Source organism: Ruegeria atlantica (assembly GCF_947495585.1).
GTDB classification, from domain to species: domain Bacteria; phylum Pseudomonadota; class Alphaproteobacteria; order Rhodobacterales; family Rhodobacteraceae; genus Ruegeria; species Ruegeria atlantica_G.
In genome coordinates this window covers 49,237-63,398 of the sequence record NZ_CANLZK010000015.1, presented here as the reverse complement: position 1 = coordinate 63,398, position 14,162 = coordinate 49,237, and the positions used below count along the sequence as shown (strand labels likewise).

The window sequence follows — 14,162 nt, the reverse complement described above, 5'->3', positions numbered from 1 at the left end:
AGATTTGTTAACCATCTATTAACCTTGGGAATCTGCCGTCTGCATAAGAAAAAAGCACCCGCCCCGTGGGTTTTGGTTCATATCGCGCGGACGGCGATACGAAACAGATTTTCCGCGATCTGCCGGGTTGAAGTTCGTGACCATGAGGCTTTGCGCCAACTGCGTCACGCAATGTTTCTGGATCTCGATGCAGCCCTGAAGGTGGTCACCAGATGAAGTGGCCCAGCAAAGAAAAAATAGCTAAATGACATCGGCCGAGGGTTCGATTGGGAACTTCAAGGCGGATAAACTGCCTGCTATTAGGGCTTATTCAGGCATCGTTTGCCGTCAATATTCCCGCCGTGCAGTGCTGGTCCAAAACGCAATCCCATGTCTGATCGCCTCGTCGTTAAAATCATACGACGGGTTATGAAGCGGCATCGAATTGTTCCCTTCCAATCCGTTGCCCATCAGGATGAAGGCCCCGGGGCGGTGCGCAAGAAACTCTGCAAAATCCTCTGAGAATCCTACCCGACCGTAATCCGCATCAACGCTACCAACATCACGAGCAGCATCCGCGATCATGTCTGTGGCTCTGGCATCGTTCACCAATGGCCGGAAGGAAGTCGAGTAATCAACCTCCGCCTCAGCGCCTTGTGCTGCACATACACCGGCGACTATGGCGCGCATTCTTCGCTCGATATTCTCGGACACATCTCTGGAAAAGCCCCGGCAATCCCCCCGTAGAGTTACGTTGCTAGGCAGAATGTTGCGCGCGCCGTCCGTCAGGAACTCCGTTACGGAAACCACTGCATGCTCGCTCGCCGGAACCGAGCGAGAGACGATCGATTGCAACTGCTGCACAATTGCGGCCCCAGTCACAATCGGATCAACGCCTTTCTCCGGCATCGACGCGTGCCCGCCCTGACCCTGTACGCGGATCTCAAAATTATCCTCGAACGCGCAGAATGAGCCCCTTTGCGTGGCAAAGCGCCCAAGCTCCATTCCGGGCATGTTGTGAAGGCCGAAGATCGCGGCCATCGGGAAACGTTCAAACAAACCGTCCGCGATCATCGCGGCTGCCCCGTTTCCGTTCTCTTCGTCCGGCTGAAAGATGAAGTGAATGGTGCGGTCAAAAGACGGGTCTGCCGCAAGCTCCAGCGCGGCACCCAGCAGCATGGTGCTGTGGCCATCGTGGCCGCAACCGTGAAACTTGCCTTCCGTTCCCGAGCGGTACGGCAAGTTGGTGGCCTCGTGTGTCGGCAGCGCGTCCATGTCGGCTCGAAAACCGATTGCGGTTTCGTCCGGACCACGGCGCAAGGTGGCCACAATTCCCGCGCGGCCCACACCCCGGGTGACCTCAAGTCCCGCGCGTTCCAACTCCGCCGCGATCAGATCCGACGTCCGGTCAAGGTCGAAGCCTGTTTCCGGGTGGGCATGCAGATCACGGCGAAACGCAACGAGATCAAGCATCGGGAACGGCCCCTTCGGACAGCACGATCAATGGCAATTTGGCCTCGTCCGTCAACAAGGCTGCAAGCCCCGCTGCGCCAGACGGCGTGGTGGAAAAGCCCAGATCGCGCGCATGTTTTACAGCGTCCACGGCCTGCAGGTCAGTGACCGTAACCCAGTCGTCGGCGCACCGTTCAAGAGTTTCCAAAGCCAACATAGAAGGCGTTTTGCAGTCCAAGCGCCCCATATTGGACACCGGGCCCTCAACCGTTACGATCTGTCCGGCCCGGGCGCTTTCGGCAAGGCAAGGGGCCGCATCAGGTTCGACCACTATGATCTTTGGCTGAACCGCCCAGGTGGACCGGATCATGTAAGCGATCCCCGCAGCCAGCCCACCAACGCCTGCCTGCAAGTAAACGTGGCTGGGCCAATTCCCAGAGCTTTCCAACTCTGTCCGCATTTCTTCGGCGATGACGGTATAGCCCTCCATCACCAACCGCGGAGGTTCGGTATATCCAGGCCAAGATCCATCGGCGAGGTGGATTGCGCCGGACGCCTCGGCGTCGGCTATGGCTGCCGCAACGCTCGCCTCATAATCGTCACCCGATCGGACAACTTCCGCGCCTTTTTCCCGCAGGCGAATTGCAAAATCCTCTGGCACTGTTTCGGCAAGGTGAATGCGGGCCTTTGCGCCAAACAGCCGCGCTCCGGCCGCCACGGCCATGCCATGATTGCCTGCACTGGCACAGACAAAAGTCATCGTGCGCGCGATGGTTTTTACGGAATCGTCCAAATAAGCGTTTGGTTCCAAAGGATGACCGACGCGCGCTTCTATCAGCTTGGCAACAGCGTAAACGCCTCCGAGCGCTTTGAAAGCGCCCAATCCCATCCTGTTGGTTTCATCCTTGATCAGAATAGGTCTGGCTTGGAGACTGCGCGTCTCCAACGGACTTGGTTTATAGGCGGGGCATGCAGCCAGCAGAGCCAGCGGTTTTGCAACATCGAGTATCGTTGGATTTTTCATACCGAAAGTTGTACACGCGAAAGGTGATCTATTATGGTCAATGTTTACCAATTTTCGGGAAATTTTCTCGCTATGAAGGAAATTCTCATGAAACTCGATCAGCTTGACCGAAATCTGCTTCAGTTGATGCAAACCGATGCCAAGATAGGCCTCGAAGCGCTTGCGTCCGAGACGGGCTTGTCTGTGGCTTCCGTTCAGCGGCGGTTAAAGGCGCTCAGAACCTCGGGCGCAATTCTTTCGGAAGTCGCGATCGTTGACCCGAAAAAGCTGGGTGTCGCGATGAGCTTTATTGTCATGGTCGAATTGGAGCGTGAGCGTCAGGATCAGATCGACGCATTCTCACGTCAGGCGCAATCAGAGCCTATGGTACAGCAGTGCTATTACATCACCGGAGACGCCGATTTTTGTCTCGTCTGCACCGCAAAGGATATGGATGATTTTCAGGAACTCACGAAACGGCTGTTCTTCGACAACTCAAACGTCCGTCGCTTTCGCACATCTGTTGTCATGGGAAGAAAGAAAGTCGGTTTGGGTATTCCTGTGCAGGATGTTGGGCTGGAACGATAAGGATCAACATATGCGTCAGCTACCGCTTCAAAGCGGCCCTTCGAATGGTGGGCAGCAGATGCGCTCATTAGCCAGCATCACGCGTCCTTGGGGTTAGGGCCCAGATTGGGCCCCTCGTTATTTTTCCCAGTGCGGGATCCAATCCCCGTCAAGGCGAAGTGACACGCCAGCATTGTCTTCTTCAAGCTTCACCACATGCAATTCGCCCTTGTCACCCCCGTACTTTTCGCGGGCCGCTTCGAACTGCGTGCACACCAGGCGTGTGGCCGGGGCGGCGGTGCCGGCGTCGTCGCAGGCCTCAACGATCAGGCCCAGATCCTTTTGGCACAGATCCAGTGTGAAGGACGGATCATAATGTCCGGCAAAAACGGACGGGGCGTCGTGATGCATGCACCAGCTTTCGCTGGCCCCGATCTTAAGCGCGCCCCAGGCTCGTGACAGATCGACACCTGATTTCACCGCCATGACAAGTGCTTCACCCATGGCTGTCGCGTGGATAGCCCAAAGCTGATTGCTGGCCAGTTTCGTCACAGACCCGCTGCCGCTGGTGCCCATGTAATGAAGCGGACCCATCAGTTCCATCACGGGGCGAATACGCGCGACGGTCGCCTCATCCCCACCTGCAAATTGGGGCATGTTGCCGGTGCGTGCACCATCGACGGCACCTGTGACCGGCGCATCAATCAACTGTACACCGTTTTCAGCAAAGGTGGCGGCAAGCTCGCGCACAAAGGCGGGTTTGTTTGTTGTCATATCCACCCAAATCTGCCCCGCGGACATGGCGGATCGCAGCCCATCGTCGCCGCCTGCCACTTGTTCGATTTGCTTTGGTCCAAAGACCATGGTGAACACGATGTCCGCCGCTTGCGCGGCTGCCGCAGGGGTCTCTGCCCACTTCGCCCCAAGCGCCAGGTGCTCTTCTGCCCGGTTCCGATCAAGGTCGCAGACCGTTAGGTCGTGTCCGCCCTTGATCAGGTTCAGGGCTGCCGGGCCGCCCATGGTGCCAAGCCCAATAAATCCAATGCGCATCTTCGCCGTCCTCGGAGTTAGTTATATTGCTTACGCGTTCAGGATGGTGTCGGTCGAACATACCTCACCAAACTCACCCTGCAGGTTGGCAAGCGTGACGGAATGGATCTGTTCGGCGCTGTGGGTCACCCCGTCCGGCCCGGTCGCGTCATAAGCCCAGACGGCATCAGAGGCATAGACCATCTCAAAGCCCAGACTGCTTGCCGAGCGCGCGGCGGACTCGGCGCAGTGATTGGCCGTGGCCCCGCAGATGACCACACGCTCGATATTGTCGGCGCGCAGATCGGCCTCGAGCGAGGTTCCGGCGAAGGCGCTGGAGACGTTTTTGATGATCACCGGCTCGTCCCCCTGCGGTGCCGCAAAGGGTTGAACAGCCGCACCAGGCGCATCCGCATGAAATGGATCGTCGGGGTCAAGCCCGTGGTGATGCACATGGACAATCTTGTCACCTTGCGCGCGAAACCGGCTGAGAAGCCGGCCAATATTGTCGCCTGCCTCGGGGCAAGATCGCACGGCACCGGCGGCATCCTCATGGGCCAGCGCCATTTGCACATCAATGACAAGTAGAGCAGTTTTCATGGCTTGGTCCTTTATGCGTTGATAGTGGAGGCTGCGCGATCCGCGAGAATATTTTTGACGCGATCACCATAGATCCGAATGTTGATGTCGTCGCTGATCACACGGCCTTCCTGTTCGTCATAGGTCATGATCGCGGTGACACGGGGGGTCGACCCTTCGACCTCTGTCACCCCGTGCAATGAATAGCCACCGCGAAACAGGGTAAAAGTACCGGCACCCCGATCAAACTTCTGTGCATGGGACATATCGCCGGCAAGTAAGCGATCCACCGCCTCGCGGTCTTCGGTTTCGTCGGTGCGCGAGTTCGGCAAGAAGGCAAAGTCACCCCCGGTTTCAGCAGCCTGCAACAGCAGCGTCACGGTGCATTCCGTCGTATCATAATGCCAGGCGTGCCAGCTTCCTGGATGCAGGGCGACGACATTCAGCGCCTGAAACTCATCGGCGCAGCGATGCAGCACCTCTTTCTTTTGGACGCGGCGCACAAAGTCCGTCAAACGCGGCGACTGATAAAGCCGTTGGATGAGCGTTTCATTCGGCAACTGATCGTCCGCCAATTGCGTTGCCACATGCGTATATTCCTTACGACGCGGATCATCCTTGGGCAGCGACGGATTAATTGCGCCCTGGTAGATGTTGCGCTTGATGGTCAGCACGTCAGCGGTGGGCAGCAAGGCGTTGGATTCATCGGCCAGAGCAGCCAGTGCCTCGGGACGGATAAACCCATCCAGATTGCACCAGCCATGTTCCTCCATCTGATCCTGACAGTCCTTGAGAAACGCAGTGCCTTCGGCACTTTCCAGATCCGCAATGGGATAGCGCTCCAGATCCACAAGGCTCAAAACCATGTCGGTGGCTGCATCTTGATTGATCTCCGGCATAGATCGCTCCTTTTTGTCTGGTCGATTTCGTCGTCGGTTATTTCTGTCTAGCCGAGGCCCAAAATGAAGGAAAATGAAAGAATTTGCCTCCATGCACATAAAAAACTTATGAATGGGCGATGAAAAGCAATCTCAACCTGAACTGGCTTCGCACTTTCGAGGCCGCCGCACGTCATTTAAGCTTTACCGCCGCCAGTCGAGAGTTGGGGCTGACACAAACGGCTGTCAGTCAGCACATGAAGGCGCTGGAAGGTCAGCTGGGACAGAAACTGTTCATTCGCAAGGCCAAAAGCCTGCAACTTACGGAAATCGGCCGGGCCTATTTAACATCGGTCCGGGATTCATTGGAGCACATTGCGTTTTCCACAAACGGGCTGTTTGGGCCTGCCCTGGAGACGACGATCGTGGTGCGGGCGTCGGCGGCCATGATCATTTGGCTGGCGCCGCAACTTGCCACCTTTCAGAAGGCCCATCCCGGTATCGGGATCAAACTTGTCACTTCTTTGTGGCAGAGCGGTCGGGAAGGACATCCCGTGGACATTGACATCCAGCTGGCTCCGCAAACCCATTCCGACACGCGCATGGTCAAGCTTTCTGATGAATTCATCGTTCCAGTTTGCGGTGTGCGCACCGCGCCAATGATCAAAACACCCGAGGACCTGATGGCACACGCGGCCATCCACGTTCTGGGGTTCGACGACCATTGGGCGCGGTATCTGTCGGCCCGTGGTCTACCCAATGCAGATGTATCCCCGCGCCTTATCGTCGATACCTCGGTTGCCGCTTGCGAATTGGTGGCCGCGGAAAGCGGCTGCACTATTATGATCAGCCGGTTCGCGCAGCAGGCCATCGCAAGCGGCCGCCAGATCAGAATTGTCGGTGCCCCCGTTGATACAGGCCAAGCCCACTACGTCTTGCAACACAAAACAGGTACGGCGGGATCACACCTTTCGACCGCTTTTTGCGAGTGGCTACAAACCCGTTTTTAAACTAATCTTCTGTCTGGCTCCAACGCCAATGAGACAGTCTTATTTGATACAATTAGAGAGGGTTGCTGGCACATCGCAAGCGCCAAAGAGATTATATACCGGCACGCAGGATTCCTCTTAGTTCTCATAGTCGCTGGCCATCAGCGCGGCAGTGGTGAACCTATCAGGTGCACTCACTCCCGCTTCGACCAGATCGCGATCGACTCTTGATAGAATATCGATCCCCGCGGCCTGAGCTGCGGCGGCCTCGGTGCGGTTCACGGCGGTCGTCTGCACGAATTTACGCGTACCCTTGCCTGCCTTGATATCCGCCACCGTCAGGGTTGCGCGTCACCGGGTGCCCGCCGAATGTACAGATTCGCTACAAATCAGCCGCCTTTTTTATTCAGCGGCTTTGCGCTCGGAGCCTTGCGGGATCACCTCGTAACCTGGCTCTTCCGGCTCATCATCCATCATTTCCGGCGGAAACCCGGGGGCGAGAATATCCAGACCGGTGGCCTCTTCCAGACGTTTGATGATGTTGGGCGAATAACAACGCTCGCCATAGCGTTCGATGCCATCCTCAAAGATCTGCACCAGCATCGGCGAGATTTCCAGCGGCACATTGTGACGGTCAGCCACCTGCTGGAACAGACCGGCATCCTTTTTGACCAGATCCATGGTGAAAGAAATGTCCCGGCTGCCGTTCAGGATCACCTGGCTTTCGGTTTCATGTACGAATGACGTGCCGGAACTGATCTTCATCGCCTCATAGGTCGTGTTGAGGTCCATACCGGCCGCCTTGGCGGTGACCAGCGCTTCGCAGCAGGTGACAAGATTGGCCGTGGCCAGATAGTTCGTCACCACTTTCAAAACCGAAGCCGAGCCCAGATCACCAGTGTGCAGAATGCGGCGACCCATTGTTTTCAGGAAAGGCGCGATGCGGTCAAACGTGGCACGGTCGCACCCCGCAAAGATCGAGATATTGCCCGTCGCCGCGCGGTGGCATCCACCCGAAACCGGGCAATCCACGGCTGCGCCTCCTGCGTCCATCACCATTGTGCCCAGGCGTTTGACCTCGGCTTCGTCAGTGGTGGACATCTCCATCCAGATCTTGCCCGGTTTTACCTCGGGCAGCATCTGTTGCATGACGGCATCCGAGGCGGCGGGAGATGGCAGACAGGTGATAACAGCATCGCAATCGCGCATCAGTTGGGCCGGGCTTGCACCCCGGGCCGCCCCACGCGACACGAAGTCATCCACAAGTTCGGGATTGAGGTCATGTACCGTTAGATCAATGCTGTTACGCAGCAAACTGCCGCTGAGTTTCCCGCCGACATTTCCAAGACCAATAAACCCAACTTTCATGCGCGTGTTTCCCTGTTCCAGTTCCCGCCGGATGATCGGCGAAGATGTTACTTTGAAGAAAATTACAAACGTTGATGGCAGGGTGTAAAACGAATAAAACCGGCAGGTATCAGCGAAAAATTTTGGTGCTAAGAATGCCGCGATCTCCTAACCCTATCTGGCTTCGGTCCTTTGAATGCGCGGCGCGGCATCTGAGCTTTACAGCTGCCGCAACAGAGCTGGGCATCACGCAATCGGCACTCAGCCTTCATGTCCGCTCGCTGGAAGCACAACTTGGCTGCCCCTTGTTTTATCGCGCCGCACGAAACCTAAGCCTGACCGAAGTTGGTCAGGCATACGCTTTTTCTGTGCGGCAAGCCCTAAGAGACATCGATCTGTCAACGATCAGCCTTTTCGGATCAAACCAGAAGCACGAGCTGGTCGTGCGTGCGCCAATATCCACGGCGACCTTGTTTCTCGCTCATAGGTTGCCAGAGTTTTTGCGGATTCATCCCGATATTTCCATAAAGCTGATCTCGAACATTTGGGCTGAATCCGCAGGCCGCGAAAATGTCGATGTCGAACTGAGGACAGGAAGTGGCGATTGGAATGAAATCCCCGCTCGGAAAATATCTACTGAACGTATCGTCCCTATTGCCCCCAAGATGGTCGAGGAAAAAACCCCTTCCATCGAAAATCTGCAACAACGGCCACTCATTCACATTCTGGGCTTCCAGCAAATGTGGGAACGGTATTTTTCCGCAATCGGGGTTCAACAAACCCAATTCGCATCAACCTTTGTGGTCGACACGACAATAGCCGCCGTGGACATCGTGGCCGCAGGTGGCGGCAATGCGATCGTTATCGAGAGGTTTGCTAAAACCGCAGTTGAGACCGGTAGAAAAGTCGCCATAGTTGGTGAAGCAGTTCCAATAAAACAGAGCCACTATTTGATTTCAGGGCAAAACACAAAAGCGGATGCGATAGCCAAACAGCGTTTTGAAGCTTGGCTGGAAGACATCTTTGCAAATCCGTCCGCGCCCCATTGATGGAGGTATCGTTGCCGTGGTTATGGTTCTTCCTCTGCTGACAGAAAGGTTTAGTCCAATCCCAATTCGATTCTAATTTTCTAATGATCTCAAACTATAGCGGGATACCTATTTTTTCTTCAGGCGTATCTATGGTGAAGGAGTATGTGCCCGCGGCGACAAAGCTACTGATTCCATCAAGTCGCGTAATCAAGTGTGAAAAGGAGCTCCCTTCCTCAGAGACCCAGACTTCTATTGAGGCTTGCTCAGTTAGCAGTCCGCCGACCCGCTGGATTTCGCGAACTTTTCTTAGGTACAGGAAAGCATGTTTGCACGCGCCGCACAGTTTGCAAAATTTGCCTACTAACATTCCATGCAGGAATGCTAGTAGGCAAAATATCAATAGCAGTTCACCTCTCGAGGCCTTGAACCCGGAATCCCCTCCATCATTGTGTAGAGTCGGCCCAATCCAAGGACGGACAAATGAAACGAGATTCACCGACGAACAGTTCATTCAGATGATCTAGGAACAGGAAGCTGGCGAGAAGACGGCCGACGTGTTCTGGCGCTATGGAATCAGCCAAGGCGCCTACAAATACTAAAGTAAGTTTGGCAGGCTGGGACCGTCGGATGCGAAGAAGCTCCGGTTATTGGAAGGCGAAATCGCAATGCTGTGGAATGTGAACTCAAAAAAGTGGTGACGACTGATGCCAAGCGGAAGACGTGGCCGAGGATTACGGAGGTTATTGTCTGAGGTTCGCATCCAAATCGGACCTCCGAAAACATCCTCGCAAAGTTCAGTTACTTTTTAGGGGCAGTAGTCATCGCCCTATCGCCGCTAACCTTCCTGCAACAGCTCAACTATTTCATCAAGCTCCGCACGTCGCCTTGACGGGTGCGGAAGGTTTATCACCAGCGACCGGCCTGTTTCGCAGGCCTGCGCCGATACACGCACCAAATGCCCGGCCTTGAGCGCAGGTTCGATCAGACATCCATGCGCCATCAAGGCACCAGCCCCGGACTTAGCCTCTTCGACTGCAAGACCGTAAAGCGAATATTTCGGCCCTTTGTTAGGATCGCTGATGAGTGTCCCCGTCTCCTCGGACCACCGCCGCCAGTCATCATGCCATGTCTGATCGTGCAGCAGCGGGGTGGATTCAAAATTGAAACTCTCAGCCAGTTCCGGCGCGCAAACCGGGAAAATGACGTCCTCCGCGATTACAATTTGATCAGCCGCCCCGTCAGGTTCGGCAATGAAGACCGAAAGATCAAACAGATCACGTGATAGGCGAGGCGGTGTTTCCATGGCCGTTACCGAGAACTTCATGTCCGGCCAAGTGTTTCGGATGCGCCCCAAACGCGCCGGCAGCCAAAGTTGCGCGACCGAAGGCAGGGCGGCGATGTGGATCTCAACGCTCGGGCTCAGGTTCCGCAGGTTCTGCGTTGCGGCGGCAAGCTGATCGAAGGCCTGGGTGAAATCACTGGCCAAGTGGCGCCCAGGCGCGGTCAGCTCAACCCCTTGCGCGTTTCGCCGGAACAGCGTCACGTCCGCCCAAGCCTCAATCGTTTTGATGTGTTGCGAAATCGCACCGGGAGTGACGCTCAGCTCTTCGGCAGCAGCTACGAAGCTGCCCAGCCTTGCTGCAGCTTCAAAAGCGCGGAGTGCGTTAAGAGGTGGCCCTTTCGGGCGTCTTGGTAGAACAGCCATCGCCTTAGACTCAGTTTTTCTACGCCAAGAAATAGCAATTCTGATTTGCGATGTCGCCTCAATTGTTCAATCTGATGACAAGCAGGAGGTCACAGACATGACAATCACACACCGAAACTGGGTCCCGGATCAGTGCGAAACCCGTGTTCAACAAATCGCCGCTAAGACGTCTCAGGCCACGTCTGACGAGCTGATCAAACGGATCGACGATCTCGCGACCCAAAACCGCGAGATCCACGAGCAAGAGTGTTTCAACCTAAACCCCGCAACCAACGTGATGAACCCAAAGGCCGAGGCGCTGTTATCGTCGGGCATCGGGTCGCGGCCGTCGCTAGGCTATCCCGGCGACAAATATGAGATGGGGTTGGAGGCCATTGAAGAGATCGAAGTGATCACTGCCCAGCTCTGCGCCGAGGTCTTTGATGCCAAATTCGCCGAAATCCGGGTGCCGTCGGGCGCGATTGCCAACCTTTATGGTTTTATGGCCACCTGCAAACCTGGCGATACAATAATTGCGCCCCCAGCCTCCATCGGTGGGCACGTGACCCATCACTTAGCGGGATGTGCCGGTCTCTTTGGTCTGCGCACGATCGAGGCGCCGACGGATGCTGACGGTTATACCGTCAATCTGGATCAGTTACGCGCATTGGCTCTAAAAGAACGGCCCAAGCTGATCACCATCGGGGGCAGCCTCAATCTGTTCGAACACCCCGTAAAAGAGGTCCGGCAGATCGCTGACGAGATCGGGGCCAAGGTCATGTTCGACGCCGCCCATCAATGCGGGATCATCGCAGGCAAAGCGTGGAGCAATCCACTGGCCGAGGGCGCGCATTTCATGACGATGAGCACCTACAAAAGCCTGGGCGGCCCCGCCGGTGGTTTGATCGTCTCTAATGACGCTGAAATTGCGCAAAAGCTCGACGCGATTGCCTTTCCGGGCATGACGGCCAACTTCGACGCGGCCAAGTCCGCAGCGTTGGCCATAACAATGCTGGACTGGCGCGACTTCGGCCAACAATACGCGGCCGAAATGATCTCGATGGCGCAAGCGCTCGCAGAACGATTGGACGCTCGTGGCGTTCCCGTCTTTGCGGGTCGGGAAGGGTTTACCAACTCACACCAGTTTGCTGTGTTGGCAGAATCTTACGGCGGCGGGCAAGCGGCGTCCAAAACGCTGCGCCGCGCCGGGTTTCTTGCTTGCGGAATTGGACTGCCTGCACCCGAAGTAAAAGGGGACATGAACGGCCTTCGGTTCGGGACGCCTGAACTGGTCAGATGGGGGATGACGTCGCAGGACGCTGATCGGTTGGCGGCATTGATCACCTCTGGATTGGAGGGCCCGAATATCGCCGCCGAGGTTGCAGAGTGGCGGCAGAGTTTTTCAAAACTGCATTTCGTGCACTGACGGCACGTTGGGTGCTATCCAAGGCGCTTTCGTCGCGCCCGCATGATTGCTCCCTTTGCATCGTATATGGGCGCGGGCCGTCCGTTATGGCCCGCGTTTTGGCATTTCACATTGCCACATCCGGTTGGTTCCGAGTTATCTCATACGTTCGGGTTTGGCCGGATCGGGTCACCTGCAAGATCAACTTCTGCGCGTTTTCGAACCGCTCGAAATACGCAAACCGAATATTCACCAGCGCTGTAATATCTTGGCACTGAATCAGGTAGTCGGCCAAAAAATCGCTATGTTGATCTTGATCAGCAGACTTGGTGGTATTGTCCTGCCCCAATCCTTCGCCCGTAAGGGTGACATTGGCTGATGCGGTAACGCATCCGGCCTCTTCCGGTAGCACAAACAGGCCCAAAGGTTTGGACAGGTCTGAGACCGCAACCGCCACCTGCGCGCGATCGTCATCGGTTTCGGCCGGCCCTTCAAAACCAATGATGTCTGCAGAAGGCACGTTGAGGGACAAAGTAAATGCCTGATCAGAAAAGGCGATATCCACATATCCCGTACCATGTTCATGAGCAGGGCCTTGCACCTGCGATAGAACAATCGCCGGTGTCAGCATCAAAGCAATGGCTGCACATTTCATAAACAAAGCACCATCCAACAAGGAATCACGTCGTCCATTCTAATGTGATTAAAACCCCGTGCAATCGCGGCTTCGGCCCACCTACCCCGCTAATTATGGGGAAAGGGTGCGACATTTATTTCCGACAATAAGACTCAGGTTGACTTAACTTAGTAATTCACTCAGTTTTTGGTGCATGCGCGTCGCTGAGGCGGCGCTAGTGAGTTTTTTCTGACAGGAAAGTGTCACCTCCATGACCAAATTTTTTGCCGCCACCAGCGTTTTGACCCTTGGGATCGCGACTGCAGCCTTTGCCGATGCCCCGGCGAAGATCGACGTTCTGACCACCTACGCGAACATCGCCGAAGCCAAATATGACGACAGCCTGATCGCGGCAAAGTCGCTGCAGGCCGCCGTACACGCGCTGATCGATGATCCGTCAGACGCCACACTCAACGCGGCACGCGCCGCTTGGGTTGCCGCACGTGTTCCTTACCAGCAGACCGAGGTTTACCGTTTCGGCAACGCGATCGTTGACGAATGGGAAGGCAAGGTAAACGCATGGCCGCTAGACGAAGGGCTGATCGACTATGTGGACGCAGCCTATGGCGGTCCGACTGACGAGAACGAGTTCGCCGCGCTGAATGTCATCGCCAACCCCAGCTTTGAGCTGTCGGGCAAAACCATCGACGCCAACGAAATCACCCCGGAATTGCTGGGCGAAACCCTGCACGAAGCCGACGGGATCGAGGCAAACGTTGCCACAGGCTACCACGCAATCGAGTTCCTGCTGTGGGGCCAGGATCTAAACGGCCATGGCGCGGGCGCAGGCGACCGTCCGTATACCGATTACGTTCAGGGTGACGACTGCACCAACAGCAATTGCGACCGCCGTGCACAATACCTGAGCGCTGCGACTGACCTGCTGGTCAGCGACCTGGAATGGATGGCCACGCAATGGGCCGAAGGTGGCGAAGCACGCGCAGCCCTGACTGCCGACGAAACCGCAGGCGTCAGCGCCATTCTGACCGGCATGGGTTCACTGTCTTACGGCGAGCAGGCGGGCGAGCGCATGCGTCTTGGCCTGATGTTGAATGATCCCGAGGAAGAGCATGATTGTTTTTCGGACAACACCCATAACAGCCATTATTACGATGGGTTGGGTGTTCAGAACGTCTATCTCGGCAGCTACACCCGCATCGACGGCACTCCGGTCAGCGGCGCATCCTTGTCTGATCTGGTGATCGCCAGCGACCCATCTTTGGATGCCGAGATGAAGGTGAAACTGGCCAACACCATGCAGGCGCTGGGACGTCTGAAATCAACCGCGGAAGCCGGATTTGCCTATGACCAGATGCTGGAACGCGGCAACGAAGGCGGCGAAGTGCTGATCATGGGTGGCGTTAACGGCCTGGTCGATCAGACCAAGACGATCGAGCGCATTGTGACCGTATTGGAACTTGACCAAATCGCGTTCGAAGGTTCGGACAGCCTGGACAACCCAGACGCGGTTTTCCACTAAAACACCGGGCCTACACCCCAGGGAGGCGGCAGGTTCACGCCGCCTCCAAATCTTGTGAGGTAC

General features: G+C 56.1%; 14 protein-coding genes. 5 read left to right on the top strand and 9 right to left on the bottom strand.

Annotation, left to right across the window (positions count from 1 at the left end; all coding sequences use genetic code 11):
- Window positions 1-327 precede the first annotated feature (327 nt).
- Window positions 328-1,452, bottom strand: a complete 1,125-nt coding sequence (locus QMP16_RS19995) for an amidohydrolase (protein WP_282153827.1) — start codon at window positions 1,450-1,452, stop codon at window positions 328-330.
- Window positions 1,445-2,455, bottom strand: a complete 1,011-nt coding sequence (locus QMP16_RS19990) for a pyridoxal-phosphate dependent enzyme (RefSeq protein WP_282153826.1) — start codon at window positions 2,453-2,455, stop codon at window positions 1,445-1,447. The genes QMP16_RS19995 and QMP16_RS19990 overlap by 8 nt, the downstream gene beginning before the upstream one ends.
- Window positions 2,456-2,542: 87 nt before the next feature.
- Between QMP16_RS19990 and QMP16_RS19985 the strand changes: the two genes are divergently transcribed.
- Window positions 2,543-3,022: an Lrp/AsnC family transcriptional regulator gene (locus QMP16_RS19985; RefSeq protein WP_348774618.1), complete on the top strand. Its 480-nt coding sequence runs from the start codon at window positions 2,543-2,545 to the stop codon at window positions 3,020-3,022.
- 117 nt (window positions 3,023-3,139) lie between these two features.
- Here the strand turns inward: QMP16_RS19985 and QMP16_RS19980 are convergent, their stop codons facing one another.
- Genes QMP16_RS19980 through QMP16_RS19970 form a run of 3 tightly spaced genes read right to left on the bottom strand, consistent with a single transcriptional unit; the run spans window position 3,140 to window position 5,508 of the window.
- The gene (locus QMP16_RS19980) at window positions 3,140-4,051 is read right to left on the bottom strand and encodes an NAD(P)-dependent oxidoreductase (protein ID WP_282153825.1); all 912 of its coding nucleotides are present in this window, start codon (window positions 4,049-4,051) and stop codon (window positions 3,140-3,142) included.
- A gap of 30 nt (window positions 4,052-4,081) precedes the next feature.
- Window positions 4,082-4,630 carry an isochorismatase family protein gene (locus tag QMP16_RS19975; protein WP_282153824.1) on the bottom strand — a complete coding sequence of 183 codons (549 nt, stop codon included), beginning with the start codon at window positions 4,628-4,630 and terminating at the stop codon, window positions 4,082-4,084.
- Between the two features lie 11 nt (window positions 4,631-4,641).
- A complete protein-coding gene (locus QMP16_RS19970) occupies window positions 4,642-5,508 on the bottom strand; it encodes a HalD/BesD family halogenase (RefSeq protein WP_282153823.1) in 867 nt (288 codons plus the stop codon).
- A 119-nt stretch (window positions 5,509-5,627) separates the two neighbouring features.
- Here QMP16_RS19970 and QMP16_RS19965 point away from each other — a divergent pair, with 119 nt between their 5' ends.
- A complete protein-coding gene (locus QMP16_RS19965) occupies window positions 5,628-6,497 on the top strand; it encodes a LysR family transcriptional regulator (RefSeq protein ID WP_282153822.1) in 870 nt (289 codons plus the stop codon).
- Window positions 6,498-6,614: 117 nt separating this feature from the next.
- On the opposite strand, the gene QMP16_RS19960 is transcribed toward QMP16_RS19965, so the two are convergent.
- Both QMP16_RS19960 and QMP16_RS19955 read right to left on the bottom strand, forming a co-directional pair.
- On the bottom strand, window positions 6,615-6,812 hold the full coding sequence (locus QMP16_RS19960; RefSeq protein ID WP_282153821.1) for a hypothetical protein: 198 nt from the start codon (window positions 6,810-6,812) through the stop codon (window positions 6,615-6,617).
- A 66-nt stretch (window positions 6,813-6,878) separates the two neighbouring features.
- Window positions 6,879-7,844, bottom strand: a complete 966-nt coding sequence (locus QMP16_RS19955; RefSeq protein ID WP_282153820.1) for an NAD(P)-dependent oxidoreductase — start codon at window positions 7,842-7,844, stop codon at window positions 6,879-6,881.
- A gap of 74 nt (window positions 7,845-7,918) precedes the next feature.
- Here QMP16_RS19955 and QMP16_RS19950 point away from each other — a divergent pair, with 74 nt between their 5' ends.
- On the top strand, window positions 7,919-8,872 hold the full coding sequence (locus QMP16_RS19950; protein ID WP_348774617.1) for a LysR family transcriptional regulator: 954 nt from the start codon (window positions 7,919-7,921) through the stop codon (window positions 8,870-8,872).
- A gap of 817 nt (window positions 8,873-9,689) precedes the next feature.
- On the opposite strand, the gene QMP16_RS19945 is transcribed toward QMP16_RS19950, so the two are convergent.
- Window positions 9,690-10,559, bottom strand: a complete 870-nt coding sequence (locus QMP16_RS19945) for a LysR family transcriptional regulator (protein WP_282153818.1) — start codon at window positions 10,557-10,559, stop codon at window positions 9,690-9,692.
- A gap of 97 nt (window positions 10,560-10,656) precedes the next feature.
- Between QMP16_RS19945 and glyA the strand changes: the two genes are divergently transcribed.
- Window positions 10,657-11,964, top strand: a complete 1,308-nt coding sequence (glyA, locus tag QMP16_RS19940; protein ID WP_282153817.1) for a serine hydroxymethyltransferase — start codon at window positions 10,657-10,659, stop codon at window positions 11,962-11,964.
- A gap of 106 nt (window positions 11,965-12,070) precedes the next feature.
- Here the strand turns inward: glyA and QMP16_RS19935 are convergent, their stop codons facing one another.
- On the bottom strand, window positions 12,071-12,598 hold the full coding sequence (locus tag QMP16_RS19935) for a ZrgA family zinc uptake protein (RefSeq protein WP_282153816.1): 528 nt from the start codon (window positions 12,596-12,598) through the stop codon (window positions 12,071-12,073).
- A 232-nt stretch (window positions 12,599-12,830) separates the two neighbouring features.
- Between QMP16_RS19935 and QMP16_RS19930 the strand changes: the two genes are divergently transcribed.
- The gene (locus QMP16_RS19930) at window positions 12,831-14,099 is read left to right on the top strand and encodes an imelysin family protein (protein ID WP_282153815.1); all 1,269 of its coding nucleotides are present in this window, start codon (window positions 12,831-12,833) and stop codon (window positions 14,097-14,099) included.
- The last annotated feature ends 63 nt before the right edge of the window (window positions 14,100-14,162 follow it).